Origin of the sequence: Pseudomonas sp. FP198 (assembly GCF_030687895.1) — a bacterium.
Taxonomy (GTDB): domain Bacteria; phylum Pseudomonadota; class Gammaproteobacteria; order Pseudomonadales; family Pseudomonadaceae; genus Aquipseudomonas.
Window position 1 is genome coordinate 2,114,360 of sequence record NZ_CP117452.1, and the last position, 16,132, is coordinate 2,130,491.

Below are 16,132 nucleotides of genomic sequence, written 5' to 3' on the forward strand. Positions count from 1 at the left end.
ACTTTTAGCTTGTGGTGAGGGAGGCAGCTCCCTCGCCACGGTCGCCGAACAAGGCAGCTATCTCGTCAAACCCCGGCCGCGCCAGTACGTCCGGCTGACAGCAGCGCGCCTCCAGCTGCCGCAACCGCTCAAGCGTCTCATCCGCGAGCGCCGGCTCGATCCGCGCCAGCAACTCCCCCAGCAGAATCCCGAACGCCCGCACCTCGATGCGTTGCAGGGCGCGCGTTTGCGGCGTGTCAGCCGTGGCATGGAAAGACGCCGCGCCGAAGTCGCCGAGCAGGCAATCGCCCTGGTCGTTGCAGAGGATATTGTGGCCGTACAGATCCCCATGGGTGATGCCTTGGCGATGCAGGTGCGCCGCCACTGATGCAACGCCTCGGGCGATGCGCAAGGCCGCCGCTGCGCTCAGCCGCAGTTCGTCGTCGTAGACGTCGCGGGTGCAGGACGCCAGGCTCGGCAGCCCGGCCAGGTTGCGGTAATCGGGTCCGATCAGGGCCATCACCAGCCCGACCTGTTGCTCGGGATGACCGCTGACTTGGCCCAATACTTCAATCAGGTTCGGATGCTTGCCGGCTGTGATGCAGGCATGCATTTCATGCAGTGGCGAGCCATCGCTGGTCATCTGGCCTTTGTACAGCTTGACCGCGACGTTTCGCGCGGGGCGGCCCGGTGCTTGCCACAGCGCTTGATGGATCACCCCCGAAGCACCTTCGCCGAGGGTGTGTTGCAAGCTCAGTTGCAGCCAGTCGACAGGCGTGGCGGCATGCAGCGCGGCAGCCTCGGCCTGGGCTTCCAAGGGATTCCCGGCGTAGGCCAGCCAACTGAGGCTCGGCAGCTCCAACAACCAGGACGGCAATTCGGTCAGTTGATTGGCGGCGATGCGCAGCAATTCGAGGCGATGACATTGGGCGAGGCTCTCGGGCAGTTGCTGAAGACGATTGCCCGCCAGCATCAGCTTTTGCAGGTGCGGGCGATGGCCCAGTTCATCCGGCAACTGGCTGACGCGGTTATCGGTCAGGATCAGCCAGCGCAGCAGTGGCGGCAAAGCCTGAGCGGCCACGTACTCGATGCGGTTGGCCTTGAAGCCGATCATCGTCAACGCGCTGCAGTGTCCCAGGCATTCGGGCAATTCAGTGAAGCGGTTGTCGGAGCAGAACAGCACGCGCAGGTGCGGCAGCCGGTATAGATCGTCGGGCAGCGTATCGAGCTGGTTGCCGCTCAGGTCGAGAATTTCGAGGGAGTCCGCCAGGTTGAAAATTTCCCGGGGAAACTCCGTCAGGCCGCACGAGAGCTTCAGTCGGGTAATGCCCGAAAGCTGGCCGGCGCGCAGTTGGGTGAGGGTGTGCATGGGTGGGTTCGCTGTTACCAAGAAGGGGCGCTGCGCTGGGGTCCGACAGTTAATCAGTTTATCAGCCTTCCCTGATACCGTTCAGATCCAGCACAGGTACCTATGCAAACATCCGGGCGTATCGCCCTGCGCTTGGCGATGCCTCCGGAAACGGTCAATTGGCTGCTCGATACCGAAGGCTATGACGAGGGTGCATTAAGCAAGAGCAGTTCGTCCGCCGATCATTTTCTCCATGGCGATTCGAAGTTCTTTCATTGAAGGCTTTTCAATCAGCCTATAAGAAATGTAAGAGAAGATTATACAGATGGAGCACAGGATTATTCCGCTGACCAAGCCATATTGCGACCATCCGGGTATGTGTCGATTAAAGAATGGGTAGTAATATTCAACGACATAAATGATTTGATAATGCCAGATATATATGCTGTAAGAAATTGTGCCAAGGAATGCAAATGGTGAGATTAACCATGCGAATATCTGATTGCACTCCTTGCCCTTGGTAAGGGAAATGCAGGACAACGCAAAAGCGATAGCTATGATGCGCCCAGCTTGGGCATGCAGCATATCGCCCAGACATGCGTATACCGCCAATGCACTAACCAAAAGGCAGATAACCAGTCTTGCTCTGTTGCTGGCCTCAGCAATGAAGATTCCCAGGGCAAAGGCGTAAAAAATTTGTGCAAATTTGAAGTATCCCAGCCAGCCGCAAGCCCAGAAAACCCCGAACAGTGCGAATGATGAAAGGAGGATGATATGTTTGTTGCGGATACCTGCCATTAATATTATGGGAACCAGGATGTAGAACATTACTTCGTGGGTGAGTGTCCACAGAACAGGGTTGATGTCTCTTGCAACCGAAGGGTATAAGTCTTGAGAGAAAGTGAGGTGTCTGAATAGACTCCATGCATCGTAAGTAGGAGTCCAGCGACTGCCGATATAGCTGATTGCGACCGTAACGACAAGTAAGTTTATGAGGTATAGCGGAACTAAGCGAGTAAAGCGATGGATTGCGTAGAGCTTAATCCCGCCGGGTGTTCCGATAATTCGCGTACCCGATTGCCAAATCAGATATCCACTTAAGCAAAAGAAAACATACACTCCAAAGTCACCGAGGAGGCCCTTGTGGGCAGAAAGCCATGCATTAGTTGCAAGCCCGGACGTGTCTGAGTGATCAAAAAAAACGGCGGCGGCGGCGATTCCTCGCAGCGCGTCAATGGTTTTTGTATGGAAATTGTAGCTCATGTGATAAGAAACCAAAGTGTTGTAGGCCAGTATAATGGCATCAATAACCTATGGGTCGAAGCCTCGCCACGTATGGGTTTTCGCCTCATGCAAACATGGGGGTACTCACCGCGGCCGAGAACTGAAACATCCAGAGGTTCCGTTTCCAGGGGAGACCGCCAGTACGGTTACCTGGCAAACTCAGCCGCCGGCCATTCGTGCTGATGGACTCACCATGGCCTCGTCCAACAAGCGTCGTGTAACGGGGCCGTACATTTTTGCCCCTTCTTTTGAAAGGTGCGTCGCGTTGAAAAATACGGGTTTATTATTGCCATCGATGACAAGGCATTGGTCGGCACTTGGGCAGGTCGCTTGCATCATGTCGATGTACTTGACGTTCCTTATCAGCCTCAGCGGCGCATTGATCTTTTCTGTTTCTGGGCTTTTGTATGTCGCCGCATAATGGCTGAGCCCCGCGCTCCTTCCCAAGGTAGTCGCGATGAAAGCGCTGTCTTTCAGTAGGTCCTTCCTGCCAAAGATATAAATTTCTGCCTTGGTCCGAGATGCCAGTTTATTGATTGCATCCAGATAGTATGGCTCCGCGAAGTCGCGCCAATAAAAAGCTATAAATATCTTGTCGGCCTCGAGGAGAAGTTTCTGGTCGTCTGCTCTAGCGATACCCGTTTCGCATCGTTTTATATATTCGGGTTGTTTCATGGTTATGGGGTTGATTTTCTTAAAGAAGCTATCTTGTTTGTCTTTTTCTAGTAATGGAGTGCCGCAAGCGCTATCCACGAGGCGTGAGATAACGTTGAATTTCGAAAGGTAGTTATCTTCGTTGAGGATGTTCATTAGATCTCCTGCCTGAGAGTCTCCAATGACAAGGATCTTTTCTTTTTCTGAGGAAGTATCGAAGCCCTCTGCTTTATTGAGACTTTTGATCAGTTCGAAAACGTAGATCGAGGCTGAGCGCTCGTCAATATTGCCGATTTCTCGAAGCTCGGCCGGTATACGCCATGTCCATCCATTTTGAGTCCAGCTACTAGCAGCGGGAATAATAAGTACTATGGAGGCCAAGGCTGTCGCTAACGAAAACGCTGGGCCGCTCAAGAGAGCAGCTTGTTGATGTCGGAAAAACTTCTCGACCAGATAGTAAAGCGCGGTGGCTAAAACGAGAGTGCAGCAGATAAGCCAGAGTTTATGAAGGGGGGTGACGTTTCCCATGAGTGTGTAACTGGTAAAGACAAAGACCGGCCAGTGGACCAGATAAAGTGAATAGCTGATTTCTCCAATCTTCACCGCCGGCCAGGATGAAAGCGGATACGCCAACGTCGAGTTTCGGCCTCCAAGGATCATCAAAGCAGCGCCAGCAGCGGGCACGAGAGCAGCTAAACCAGGAAATAGAGTTGTTTCGCTGCTAAAGACAAAGATGGCATAGGCGACTAAAATCATTCCTGTCGCATAAACTGCGTTCGAGACAAGCTTGTTAAACTTATGTCGTTCTATAAAAGTCACCAGTCCACCGAGCAGGAATTCGTGAACCCTGAAGGGTGTTAAGAAAAAAGCCCCGGACGCATCTGATTTCAAAAAAAGTACGGCGGAAGTCGCGCCTAGGGCTATGAGTGCAAGCAGGGTGACCGTGATGTGTGTGGTTTTCCTCAGTATTCCTAATAATACGATAGGCCATATTAGGTAAAACTGTATTTCTACGCCCAATGACCATGTGTGGAGGAGTGGTTTTATAGAAGCGCTTGAATCAAAGTATCCGCTTTCAAGCCAGAAAAATATGTTAGGTATGCCTGCAAGTGCGTAAACGGCTGATCCCGACATTGACTTGAAGTCTGATGGCGAGAATAAAAATAGAGCCGTAATATAGGATGCGCCAATCGTAACGATAAGGGCTGGTAATAGTCTTCTGACGCGACGTAGATAAAAGTCTCCGAGATTAACCCGCTGATGTTCTTTCCATTGCTCGGTTATGATTCGAGTTATCAAGTAGCCACTGATTACAAAGAAGATGTCTACACCAACGAACCCTCCGCTGATTGAGCCGATCTTGAAGTGATACAGTATCACGGCGATTACAGCTACTGCTCGTAGCCCATCGATATCCGAGCGATAGCCGCCTTTTATATTTTGCATTGAGGCTCCGAGGTCCTTTCCTATAGCTGCGGAATTCTAGCCGAGTCGTTCCTGTCTCAGCCAGAGAATTCTGGACTCTACGATGCTTAGGCGCTGTACAGAAGGTAATGTCGTAAACACCGCATGGCGCAGCCCAGCGAGACCATCGCCGTATACTTATCGCAAGCTTGTCGGAAACTGTAACCATGCGGCGGTTTTCGCTCCAATCAGCCGAGCATCCGTTCAATGATGTTACGCTGTTGATTTAAATTCGTGATTGTGCAAGTCACGAAAACGTTGAGAAATCTTTGCCTTGAACCCAGGCGCTGAGGCATGTGGCGCCAGGGAGCGCCAGAACAGAGCACTCACAGGACGCCATTTAGCATCAAGCGGTCCTCTGTTACTGGGGGCTCGTTACGGCGGGGTTCATTCAAATTGGTTTCGGCTGTTTTCGTAACCTAGCGCTCAATGCTGCGATTCCACCGCGCGTTCCAGGCCGGACGCTGTTCGTTGACCTGGTCCCAATCCACCGCGATCGCGGTATCCAGGTATTGCTTCATCGCTTCCACCTGGCCACGAGTCTTGTCGGTGGTCGGGGTGTTGGGGTTGGACGGGATCTGGTCGCCTTCCTCCAGGGCAATGGCCTGGGCTTCAGGCGTCAGCAGGAAGGCGGCAAGTTTCTGCGCGAGTTCGGGCTCGCTGTTGTGGGCCACTGCGCATTCCGCGACGTTGAGCACCACCGCGCCTTCCTTCGGTTGTGCGTACTCGACCGGCATGCCCTTGAGTTTCAAGGCAGTCACCTGGGTCGGCGTCAGCGGGAACAGCGCGGCTTCGTCGGTTTGCAGCATTTCGGAGATTTTCGCCGAGCTGGGAATGTACTCCAGCACGTTGCGCCCGATCGTGTTCGGCCAGGCCTTGAAACCCGGTTCGACGTCGGTTTCGCTGCCGCCCTGGATCCGGTTGAACATCAGGAAACCATGCAGGCCGAAGGTCGACGACGCCATGGACTGGAACACCACCTTGTCCTTGAACCGCGGGTCGGCCAGGTCCATCCACGAGGTGGGCGTGTTCCAGCCTTTTTCCTTGAACAGCCGCGTGTTGTACGCGAGCCCGGTGACCCCGAGGCTGACAGCTACGGCCTGGTCCTTGATCCGGCCCTTGGCCGGAATCTGCGCCAGGGGTGGGCTGTCTTCAAGCTTGTCGCAGAGCCCCATGGCGATGGCGCGGTACATGATGCCGTCGTCGAGGAACATCACGTGCATCTGCGGGTTGCCCTTGCTGGCCTGGACCTTGGCGAGGATGTCGGCCGAGGTGCCCGGCACGATCACTACCTTGACGTTGTTGGCTTTCTCGAAGGCCGGCAGGACCTTGTCGGCATACAGCCGCTCCATGGTGCCGCCGTTCATGCCCAGGTAAAGCGTCGGTTCGGCCAACGCCTGGGTGACCGGGAGCAGGGCGCCCAGGCAAGCGGAGCCCAGCGAGCAGAAACCGAACAGTGCACTGCGTTTGACGTTATTCATTGGCGCGACCTTCCTCTATCAAGCAACGGAGATGGAGTGAAACCGGGTGATGGAAAACGCATCCAGCGGCGTGGTTGAGGCGCCGCAGCAGATGATCTCAGTGAGCGCCTGGCCCACCGCCGGGCCGATCTGGAAACCGGCGCCGGCAAAGCCGAACGCATGCAACAGACCGGATTGGGTACTGCTCGGACCGATCACCGGTTGGCGATCGGGCAGGTAGCCTTCGGTGCCGCTCCAGGTGCGAATCGCCTGGGCGCCCTCCAGGAACGGGTAGAGTTCGACGGCCTGGCGCAGGATCTCGATGACGGCGCTCTGGCCGGGGCGGGCACGTGCGTCATCGAGGGCGAAACCCTGGCCGCCACCCAACACGCAATTGCCCCGGGCGACCTGGCGCGCATAAATGCCGCCGCCTTCCACGCCGGTGCTGGCGTCCATTACGACCGGCAGCGGCTCGGTGACCAGCATGGCCGGGTGCCCGGCGTGCATCGGTACCGCCTCGCCAAACTGCGCGGCGAACCGACTCGCCCAGGCCCCGGCGCAGTTCAGCAGCCACGGCGCGCGCAGCTCAAGGCCTGTCTCGGTGCGTACGACAAAGCGCTGGCCGTCGTGTGTCACCTGGCTGACCGGGCATTGTTCGTAAACCTTTGCGCCATGCCTGCGGGCCGCCTGGGCAAATGCCGGCGAGACCAGGCGTGGATTGGCGTGACCGTCGTCCGGACACAGCGAGGCGCCGACCGCGACGTCGCCGACCCAGGGAAACCGCCTGCGCAGTTCATCGCGATCCAGCAATTGCAGATCCAGGCCGAAGCCATGACTGCTCGCGGCATAATCATGCAACGCACGCAGGTCATCGAGGCTGCGGGCCAGCTTCAGATGACCGCTGCGCTGATACTCACCGTCGATGCCGATCAGTTGCGGCAATCGCGCCCAGATCTCATGGGCACGTTGCGACAACGGCAGCTGTGACAATGGTCGCCCCTGGCGCCGTACGCCGCCGTAATTCACGCCACTGGAATGCGAACCGCAGAAGTCCCGTTCCAGCAGTGCCACGCGCCGCCCGGCCTGGCTCAGGAACAACGCCGCCGAGGCGCCGACGATACCGCCGCCAATGATCAGCGCATCCACTTCGATCATGGCTCGACCTCCAGGCCAAACGGGACCGGCTTGAGCGGCGCCTGTGCCCGCAGACGGCCGATTTCCTGAATGTTGCGTCCACTTTCCCGAGCGATGATTTCCGCCGCCGCGGCGCCGCACATCCGCCCCTGGCAGCGGCCCATGCCGACCCGGCAATGGGCCTTGACCCGGTTGATCTCCCAATGACCTTCACCGACCACCTGGCGGATGTCACCGACGCTGACTTCTTCGCAGCGGCAAATCATCAGCTCATCAGGGGCGCGGCCGGCCCAGTCCTCGGGAAACGCAAAGGCGCGCTCCAGGCCTTGCCGGAAACGGCCGATGCGCTCGAGGGATTGTTCCAGCTGGGCGCAGCGTTGCGGGTCGACCTGGTAGCCGAGATCTTCGAGCAATGCCAGGGCTGCCCGTTCGCCGGCCATTTCGGCGGCATCGGCGCCCATGATCCCGGCGCCATCGCCGGCCAGGTAGACCCCTGGCGAGCTGCTGCGCCCGGCGCGGTCGCGCTGCGGCAACCAGGCTCGGTTGAGCGGGTTCCAGGCAAATTCACAACCGAGCAGATCGGCCAGTTGGGTTTCGCTGCGCAAGCCGTGGGCGAAGGCCACCGCATCGCAATCGAGCCGGTGCTGGCCTTTTCCGTTTTGCCATGACAACGACTGCACCCGGCGTTCGCCGTCGATGCGCGAAAGGCTGGCGCCTTGCTGCACGGCGATGCCGTGGGCTGTGAGCCAGGCGCGGTAATATAGGCCTTTGGCGAGGGTGGCCGGTTGTGCGAGCAGGCCGGGCAGGGCGCGGGCCTGGGCGCTCAAGGGGGAGCTGTCGAGCACCGCGACGACATAGGCGCCGGCCTTGGCGTATTGATACGCCACCAGATACAACAGCGGCCCGCTGCCGGCGAACACCACTCGCTCGCCGATGGCGCAGCCCTGGAACTTCAAGGCGATCTGCGCCGCGCCCAGGCTGTACACCCCGGGCAGCGTCCAGCCGGGGACCGGCAGGATCCGGTCGGTGGCGCCCGTCGCGACGATCACGCTGGCATACGCCAGGCGCGCGGCGCGGCCGTCATGCAAGGTATCCAGCAGCCCGCCCTCGGCGTTCCAAACCAGCGTGTCGGGGCGATAGTCGATCTGCTCGCGCAATTCATCCACGGTCTGGTGCAGGGCGCTGGCCTTGTGCGCTTCGAAGCCATAGAGCTGGTTCGGCGTGCGCGTGAAGTTGGCCGGCTGGCGCCGGTAGATCTGCCCGCCGCCGCGTGCCGCCTCGTCCAGCAGGACCGGGTACACACCATGGGCAACCAGGGTTTGCGCAGCGCGAATGCCGGCGGGGCCGGCGCCGATGATGGCTATGGGGTTCATGGCCACCTCGCTGGCGATGCTTGGAGATCGGTGGACAGGCTGATGCCGCCTTCGCGAGCAGGCTCACTCCCACAAGGGGGTTGTGATGATGCCGGCGCTTCTGTGGGAGCGAGCCTGCTCGCGAAGAGGCCGCGTCTGCCAAAGTCATTCATACCTTGCGCCCCGGTTCGCGGCTGATCTGCTGGCCGGCTTCGAGCAGCGTCGAGCAGGCGCGCACGCGGCGGCCGTCGCCCAATCGGACCCAGCAGTCCTGGCAGGCGCCCATCAGGCAGAAACCGGCCCGGGGCTCGGCGCTGAAGTCGCTGCCGCGCAATTGCTCAGCGCAGGTCAGCACGGCGGTCAGCACGGTATCGCCGAGCAAACCGCTAGCAGGCAAGCCGTCGAGCGTGAAGTCCAGGGCCGGGCGATCGCGCTCGGCCAGTCGTTTCAGCAGAGCCATGGCGCCCTCATTGTTTGCCCACCAGGACCCGATCCAGGCCATAGACCCGATCGAGCAGAATCATCGTCAATGCAGTCAGCCCGATAACCAGCGCCGACACCGCCGCCATCATCGGATCGATGGATTCGGTGGCGTACACGTACATGCGCACCGGCAGGGTTTGCGTGGCCGGCGAGGTGACGAAGATCGACAGCGTGACTTCATCGAAGCTGTTGATGAACGCCAGTAACCAGCCTCCGGCCACGCCCGGCAGAATCATCGGCAAGGTGATCTGCCGGAACAGGGTGAAGCGCCCCGCGCCCAGCGATTGCGCAGCCTGTTCGGCGCTGCGGTCCAGGCCGATGGCCGATGCCAGCACCAGGCGCAGCACATACGGCGTGATCACCAGCACATGGGCGAAGATCAGCCAGGTAAAACTGCCGTTCACGCCCATCAGCGCAAACAGGCGCAGTAACGCGACGCCCAGCACCAGGTGCGGAATGATGATCGGCGACAGGAACAGACCGTTGAAAAAGTCCCGGCCAGGAAACTCCAGCCGGGTGATTGCCAGCGCCGCCGGCACCGCGATCAATGTCGCCAGCGACGCCGCGCAGAACGCCAGGACCAGGCTGTTGTAGAACGCATCGATAAAATCCGCGCGCTCGAACACGGCACGGAACCAGCGCAGGGAAAACTCCGTGGTGGGCAGGCTCAGGGTGTTTTCCGGGGTGAAGGCCACCAGGCAGACCACCACCAGCGGCGCCAGCATGAACACCACGACCAGGGCGTGAAACAACAGGGAGAAAGGACCGTTCCTGGACATGAAGAATTACCCCAATGATTTCTTGTAGCGGCCTTCGATCATGCGGTTCCACGAGAGCATGATCAGCAGGTTGAGCAGCAGCAGCGCGACGGCAATGGCCGCGCCCATGGGCCAGTTGAGTTCCGACAGGTACTGGTCGTAGATCAGCGTGGCGACCATCTTCAAGCGACGCCCGCCGAGCAGGCCGGGTATCGCGAAGGAACTGGCGGCGAGACCGAACACGATCAGGGTGCCGGACAGCACGCCGGGCATGATCTGCGGCAACACGACCTTGCGGATCACCGTGAACTGGCTCGCGCCCAGGGACAGCGCGGCCTGTTCGGCGGCCGGGTCGAGTTTTTGCAGCGAGGTCCAGACCGGAATGATCATGAACGGCAACATCACATGGACCAGGGCGATGACCACGGCAAACGGCGTGTAGAGCAGCTTCATCGGCGAGCCGCCAAGGGCCTGCAACGTCTGGTTGACCAGGCCGTCGGCGCCGAGCAGCAGGCTCCAGCCGAAGGCTCGCACCACCACCGAGATCAACAGCGGCGTGAGAATCAGAATCAGGAAAATCGAGCGCCAGGGCGCGCCCATGCGGCTGAGGATGTAGGCCTCGGGCACGCCGATCAGCACGCAGAGCAGGGTGGTCAGGGCGCTGATCCACAGCGTGCGCAGGAAGATTTCATAAAAATACGGATCGCCCAGCAGGCTGGTGTAATGCTCGAACGTGTAGGCCTCGCTGTTGATGCCCGAGCCGTAGTCGAAGACGTTGAACGACAACACCAGCGTCAACCCGAGGGGAATGACCAGCAGGCTCAGGTACAAGGCCAGGGCCGGGGCCGACATCAGGTAACCCTGGCGGCCGCGCTTGATGGCATCGATCAGCTTCATGCCGACACCTCGTCCACGCTCAGCACCCGCAGCAGCGCCGGATCCCAGTCCAGGCCGACGGCGGTGCCTTCGGTCAGGGGCGCCGAGCCGTCGTTGCGGCGCACCACGCTGAGCTCGCCCAGGGTGGTGTCGACGCCGTACAGCCACTGGCTGCCGAGGAAAAAACGGCTGGTGACAGTGCCTTGCAGCCGCCCCGCGCCGGCGGCGCACAGATCGATTTTCTCCGGGCGCAGGCTCAGGGTCAGCTCGCCTTGACCGGCGCTACAGGCTTGCACGACGCCGGCGCTGTCCCGCTGGCCCGGGAGCAGGTTGGCTTTGCCGACAAAACCGGAAATGAACTCGGTGCGCGGGTGTTCATAAAGCGTGTAGGGCGCGTCGATCTGGGTGATCCGACCGGCCTGCATCACCACCACCCGGTCGCTGATCGACAGCGCCTCGGACTGGTCATGCGTCACCATCAGCGTGGTGATGCCGACCTCGCGCTGGATGCGGCGGATCTCGAACTGCATTTCCTCGCGCAGGTTCGCGTCGAGGTTGGACAACGGTTCGTCGAGTAGCAGCACCGGCGGTTCGATCACCAGCGCCCGGGCCAAAGCCACGCGCTGGCGCTGGCCGCCGGAGAGTTCACGCGGGTAGCGCTCGGCGTGCTGGTCGAGGCGCACCAGCTTGAGTACCCGATCGACCCGTGTCTGCAATTCGGTGCTCGGCACTTTGCGCATACGCAAGCCGAAGGCAACGTTGTCCTTGACGGTCATGTGTGGAAATAGCGCGTAGCTCTGGAACACCACGCCCAGGCCCCGGCTGGCCGGCTTGGCGTGAGTGATGTCGCGACCGTCGAGGAGGATGCGCCCGCTGCTGGCTTCGACGAAGCCGGCGATCATTTGCAGGGTCGTGGTCTTGCCGCAACCTGATGGCCCCAGCAGGGAGACGAACTCGCCTTTTTCCACCGCGAGGTTGGTGGCGACCACGGCGTCGAGGTCGCCATAACGTTTGCTCAAGTTTTCAAGTTGCACGAAAGCCATGACTGCGCTCCACCTGAGATTGTTATGCGTCGCCGCGAGGCGCGCTTTTTTGTATGGGCAGATACGAAAGGATGTCGCGGGGTGCGTTGGCGCTCGAGATCAAGTCGGCTGCCGCTGTTGTTCGAATCGCCCCTGTATGGACGCAGAGTAGGACGAAGAATAGGATGGGCTCAATGGACTATTTCACTGAGACGACGACTATTTTCAGTTTCATCCGGTGAGTAAATTATCTGAAGAGAAATGACATGCCTGATTCCACTGAGCGAAATAATGAAAAAGGTGAAGTTGGGGTCGGCTCGGTCTCACGGCTGTTTGCGGTGCTGCGCAGCCTGGGCGAGACCGTTGAAGGCGGTGAGCGCGTGACCCAACTGGCCCAGCGCATCGGCCTGTCCCAGCCGACTACGCACCGCTTGCTGCGCAACCTGATGGACGAGGGCATGGTCGAGCAGGATACGCGCAGCAAACGCTATCGACTGAGCCTGGACTTCTTTGCCCTGGCTGCCCGCGCCGGCAATACCGGTAACCTGCGTGAACTGGCCAGGCCCGCCATGTTGCGGCTGTCGGCGTCGCTGGGGGATTCGTTGTTCCTGCTGGCCCGATGCGGCTTCGATGCCATCTGCCTGGATCGCAGCGAGGGGCCGTTTCCGATACGCACCTTCACCGGCGACATCGGCGGCCGCGTGGCCCTGGGCGTGGGGCAGGGCAGCCTGGCGATCCTGGCATTCCTGCCAGAGGAGGAGCGCGAAACGGTGATCCATTACAACCTGCCGCGGCTGAAGGATTTTCATTTGTACGATGAAGTCTTCCTGCGCACCGAGGTCGAGAACGTACGGACGCTGGGCTACGCCGGACGCAACACCGGTGTGTTGCAAGGCATGGCCGGGGTCGCGGTGCCCATTCTCAATCGTGAAGGCCGGGCCGTCGCAGCGCTGAGCGTGGCGACCATCAGCGACCGGCTCGGGCCGGATCGCCTGCCGACGGTAGTGGAGATGCTCAAGCGCGAAGCCGCGGCGATCGGCCCGCGCATCAACCCGTTCGACCCGCTGCTGCGCAGGCCTTCGCAGGTGTTCAGGCAGGGCTGAGCAGCGCTTGTTGGCCGTCGCTGATCTCTGTGGGAGCGAGCCTGCTCGCGAAAGCGTTGCGCCAGTACACATCACCGGGCAGATACGCCGTCTTCGCGAGCAGGCTCGCTCCCACAAGGGGGCCACAGGGGGCCCGCAGGCGACAATGACGATCAGAAGTTCAAGGTTTGCTTGAGCTTCTGCGCCGCCGGCATATCACTCGGGATGACCATCGCATAGTTGTATCCCGGCCCGGACCAGTATTCAGCCTGTAATTCACCGTCGCGCCGGCTGCCACGGGGCAGCAGGTAGTTTTTCGGGCCAGGTGGGCGCACGTAGAAACTGATCTTCAGGCCGCTTGGGTCCTGATAGACCACCATCGCCGCGGCGCCTTGGTCAGTACTGAGCAATCGTCCGCTGACCGGCTTGAAGCCCGCCGCCGAGAGATCCGGCAGGCGGTCGGCCTGGGTGAAGTAACGGTCGAGCCAGCCTTGCATGCTTTGCTCGTCGCCCGTCTGGTAGTCGGCGGGCAGGACGCCCTGCTGGGCAATCAAACGGTAGGCCTGCAGCGCATCAGCCATGGGCGCTGCGGCGCTGAGCAGGGTCATCTGCCGGGCCTGCCATCCGCCAAATCCGCCGATCCCGACCGCCAGCACGAGCACTGCCACACTGGCCAGCTGGCGTCGGGCCCGATGCCTGAGGCGTTGCCGGATGATCGCCGGGTCCAGGCCGGGGTTGGGTGATTGCTGCAGGGCCGCGCTCATGGCCGCGCGCAATTGCTGGGTGTCTTGCTGCCATCCGCGGACCCGCGCGGCGACATCGGGATGGCTGTCGAGGTAGATCTGCATCTGGCGTTGGTCGTCTTCGCTGAGCTGGCGATCGACATAGGCGTGCAGGTCGCTGTCGCTGGGAGGCATGCTGATCATTTGAGTATCCGCAGGGCAGGGCGGGCGATTTCGCCTTCGCTGAGTTGACGCAACGCTTGGCGCGCGCGGGACAGACGCGACATCACGGTGCCCGTCGGCACGTCCAGGATGTCGGCCACTTGCTGGTAGCTCAAGCCTTCCACCGAGACCCATAACAGCGGCGCGCGTTGCTCGGTGGGCAGTCGGTCGAAGGCCTGGAGTGACGATTGGGCGATGACACTGCGTTCGGCCGAAGGGTGCGCATCGTCGCGGCCGGTGAACAGTTCCAGCATCCGCGCATAACGTCGGGAGCGGCGATGGGCGTCGAGGAACTGCCGGTAGAGAATCGAAAAAAGCCAGGCCCGCAGGTCGCCGTCCGGGCGCTTGTCGGTCCATTTCGACAAGGCTCGTTCCAGGCATGCCTGCACCAGGTCATCGGCATTGCTGGGGTTGCGGGTCAGCGACACGGCAAAACGTCGTAGCCGTGGGATGAGCAGGCGCAACTGGTCGTCGAGTTCGTTCATGGGCAGGGGGCTTCGTTGGGCAATCGCTGAGTTGGGACTGGAAAGACGACCCGGGAACGAGATTATTCCAGCGCAGGAAAAATAAATACGCGACGTGGGAATAAACCCGTCGGGCTTTCGTCTGACAGGTCCTTTCCACAGATGGCCGTGTGCCCTGGAGTCTGCAAATGGTTGACCCTTCTTCTGAATCGAGTCGGCCGCGGTTGAGCGCTGCCAGCCTGGCGTTGCGCCTGACCGGCATCGCCGCGGTCGTCGCCGCGCTGGCCGGGGCATTCGCTTACGTAAACGGTACCCTGGATCCGCATCGACTGACGCCCAAGGCCTTGGTCAACGTGCTGGAAACCAATAACGGGGTTCATCCGGGTTTTCGGCGCAATCACTCCAAAGGCGTTTGCGTTGCCGGCTATTTTGAGAGCAGCGGCGAGGCGCGGGCCTACTCCAGCGCGCAGGTGTTCAACGATGCGCGGACGCCGGTGGTCGGCCGTTTTGCACTGCCCAGCGGCAACCCCTACGCACCCGATGGCAGCGTGCCGATCCGTAGCCTGGCGTTGCGTTTTACCCAGTCCGATGGCCAGCAATGGCGCACGGGCATGAACAGCATGCCGGTTTTCCCGGTGGGGACGCCCGAGGCGTTCTTCCAGCTGCAACAGGCCCAGTCGCCGGATCCGGCCACGGGTAAACCGAACCCGACGGCGGTGCCGGCGTTTTTTGCCGCGCATCCCGAGGCGATGCCGTTCCTGCAATGGATCAAGACCGCAAAACCCTCGGCCAGCTATGCCACCGAAACCTATAACGGGATTAACGCGTTCTATCTGGTCAACCCCTCGGGGGAGCGCCAGGCGGTGCGCTGGGCGGTACTACCAACAAGCCAGGACGCGGCTCAGACCACGCCGCCCCAAGGCGCTGATTTCCTTGAGCAGGACCTGACGAAACGCCTGGCCGCCGGGCCACTGCGCTGGCAGCTGAACATCACCCTGGCCAATCCTGGCGACCCGGTCAACGACGCCAGCAAGGCCTGGCCCGGCGACCGCAAGGTGCTCAACGCCGGCACCCTGGTACTGGAGCGCGCCCAGGCGCAGGACAACGGGGATTGCCGCGACATCAACTATGACCCGCTGATCCTGCCCAGTGGCATCGAAGGCTCGGATGATCCGCTGCTGGCCGCCCGCTCGGCAGCCTATGCCAGTTCCTATCTGCGGCGCACCAGCGAAGTCAGCCAACTGCCCGCTACCCAGGAGTCCCGTCAATGAACGCCCCTCGACACTTCGCACCGTTGGCTCGGCTGCTGCATTGGCTGATGGCCCTGATGATCATCGCCATGCTGTTTATCGGCGCAGGCATGGTCGCCTCGGTGTCCGAGCGCCACGAATGGTTGCTCCAGTTGCACAAACCTCTGGGCATCGCGATTCTGTTGCTGGTGATCGTGCGCCTGGTGGTGCGTTTCACTCGCCGTACGCCGCCGCTGCCAGCCGATCTGCCGGGGTGGCAGGTATTGGCGGCCAAGGCCTCGCATGTCTTGCTGTACGCCTTGATGCTGATCCTGCCACTGTTGGGCTGGAGCATGATTTCGGCAGCAGGCGACCCGGTGATGCTCAGCGAATCGCTGCGGTTGCCCTCCATCCTGCCAGCGGATGCCCGGACTTTCGCATGGCTGCGCAAGGCCCATGGCTATCTGGCCTATCTGTTGTTCCTGACCGTGCTGGTGCATCTGGCGGCGGCGCTGTTCCATGGGTGGGTGCGCCGGGATGAGGTGTTGGGCAGCATGTTGCGTGGCAAGGACTGACGCGTAACCCGTGGCGAGGGAGGA

General features: G+C 60.7%; 15 protein-coding genes and 1 pseudogene. 3 read left to right on the plus strand and 13 right to left on the minus strand.

What is annotated here, in order from left to right; translation table 11 throughout:
• Positions 1–4: 4 nt before the first annotated feature.
• The 11 genes and pseudogenes from PSH78_RS09845 to PSH78_RS09890 all read right to left on the minus strand — a co-directional run bounded on the left by PSH78_RS09845 (position 5) and on the right by PSH78_RS09890 (position 11,835).
• The gene (locus PSH78_RS09845) at positions 5–1,348 is read right to left on the minus strand and encodes a leucine-rich repeat-containing protein kinase family protein (protein ID WP_305500097.1); all 1,344 of its coding nucleotides are present in this window, start codon (positions 1,346–1,348) and stop codon (positions 5–7) included.
• 195 nt (positions 1,349–1,543) lie between these two features.
• Positions 1,544–2,590, minus strand: a complete 1,047-nt coding sequence (locus PSH78_RS09850; protein WP_305500098.1) for an acyltransferase — start codon at positions 2,588–2,590, stop codon at positions 1,544–1,546.
• Between the two features lie 180 nt (positions 2,591–2,770).
• A complete protein-coding gene (locus tag PSH78_RS09855; RefSeq protein WP_305500100.1) occupies positions 2,771–4,711 on the minus strand; it encodes an acyltransferase family protein in 1,941 nt (646 codons plus the stop codon).
• A 255-nt stretch (positions 4,712–4,966) separates the two neighbouring features.
• Positions 4,967–5,112, minus strand: a pseudogene (locus PSH78_RS26605) (transposase); the annotation flags it as partial.
• Between the two features lie 36 nt (positions 5,113–5,148).
• On the minus strand, positions 5,149–6,210 hold the full coding sequence (locus PSH78_RS09860; protein ID WP_305500102.1) for an ABC transporter substrate-binding protein: 1,062 nt from the start codon (positions 6,208–6,210) through the stop codon (positions 5,149–5,151).
• Positions 6,211–6,228: 18 nt separating this feature from the next.
• The gene (locus PSH78_RS09865; protein WP_305500104.1) at positions 6,229–7,344 is read right to left on the minus strand and encodes an FAD-binding oxidoreductase; all 1,116 of its coding nucleotides are present in this window, start codon (positions 7,342–7,344) and stop codon (positions 6,229–6,231) included.
• Positions 7,341–8,696: an NAD(P)/FAD-dependent oxidoreductase gene (locus PSH78_RS09870; protein ID WP_305500106.1), complete on the minus strand. Its 1,356-nt coding sequence runs from the start codon at positions 8,694–8,696 to the stop codon at positions 7,341–7,343. The genes PSH78_RS09865 and PSH78_RS09870 overlap by 4 nt, the downstream gene beginning before the upstream one ends.
• A gap of 148 nt (positions 8,697–8,844) precedes the next feature.
• Positions 8,845–9,135 (minus strand): (2Fe-2S)-binding protein, encoded by a 291-nt coding sequence (locus PSH78_RS09875; RefSeq protein ID WP_305500108.1) that lies wholly within the window; start codon positions 9,133–9,135, stop codon positions 8,845–8,847.
• 7 nt (positions 9,136–9,142) lie between these two features.
• Complete coding sequence (locus PSH78_RS09880; RefSeq protein ID WP_305500110.1) at positions 9,143–9,937, minus strand: ABC transporter permease; 795 nt, start codon at positions 9,935–9,937, stop codon at positions 9,143–9,145.
• A 6-nt stretch (positions 9,938–9,943) separates the two neighbouring features.
• A complete protein-coding gene (locus PSH78_RS09885; protein WP_305500112.1) occupies positions 9,944–10,813 on the minus strand; it encodes an ABC transporter permease in 870 nt (289 codons plus the stop codon).
• Positions 10,810–11,835 carry an ABC transporter ATP-binding protein gene (locus tag PSH78_RS09890; RefSeq protein WP_305500114.1) on the minus strand — a complete coding sequence of 342 codons (1,026 nt, stop codon included), beginning with the start codon at positions 11,833–11,835 and terminating at the stop codon, positions 10,810–10,812. Before PSH78_RS09890 ends, PSH78_RS09885 begins: the two co-directional genes overlap by 4 nt.
• A gap of 245 nt (positions 11,836–12,080) precedes the next feature.
• Between PSH78_RS09890 and PSH78_RS09895 the strand changes: the two genes are divergently transcribed.
• Entirely contained in the window at positions 12,081–12,917 is an 837-nt protein-coding gene (locus PSH78_RS09895) for an IclR family transcriptional regulator (RefSeq protein ID WP_305500116.1), read from the plus strand.
• 152 nt (positions 12,918–13,069) lie between these two features.
• Here the strand turns inward: PSH78_RS09895 and PSH78_RS09900 are convergent, their stop codons facing one another.
• Positions 13,070–13,822, minus strand: a complete 753-nt coding sequence (locus PSH78_RS09900; RefSeq protein WP_305500118.1) for an anti-sigma factor — start codon at positions 13,820–13,822, stop codon at positions 13,070–13,072.
• Positions 13,819–14,325 (minus strand): sigma-70 family RNA polymerase sigma factor, encoded by a 507-nt coding sequence (locus PSH78_RS09905; protein ID WP_305500119.1) that lies wholly within the window; start codon positions 14,323–14,325, stop codon positions 13,819–13,821. Before PSH78_RS09905 ends, PSH78_RS09900 begins: the two co-directional genes overlap by 4 nt.
• 167 nt (positions 14,326–14,492) lie before the next feature.
• Between PSH78_RS09905 and PSH78_RS09910 the strand changes: the two genes are divergently transcribed.
• Together PSH78_RS09910 and PSH78_RS09915 are read left to right on the plus strand one after the other, a co-directional pair.
• Positions 14,493–15,575 carry a catalase family peroxidase gene (locus PSH78_RS09910; RefSeq protein WP_305500121.1) on the plus strand — a complete coding sequence of 361 codons (1,083 nt, stop codon included), beginning with the start codon at positions 14,493–14,495 and terminating at the stop codon, positions 15,573–15,575.
• Positions 15,572–16,108 carry a cytochrome b gene (locus PSH78_RS09915; RefSeq protein WP_305500123.1) on the plus strand — a complete coding sequence of 179 codons (537 nt, stop codon included), beginning with the start codon at positions 15,572–15,574 and terminating at the stop codon, positions 16,106–16,108. The genes PSH78_RS09910 and PSH78_RS09915 overlap by 4 nt, the downstream gene beginning before the upstream one ends.
• Positions 16,109–16,132 lie beyond the last annotated feature (24 nt).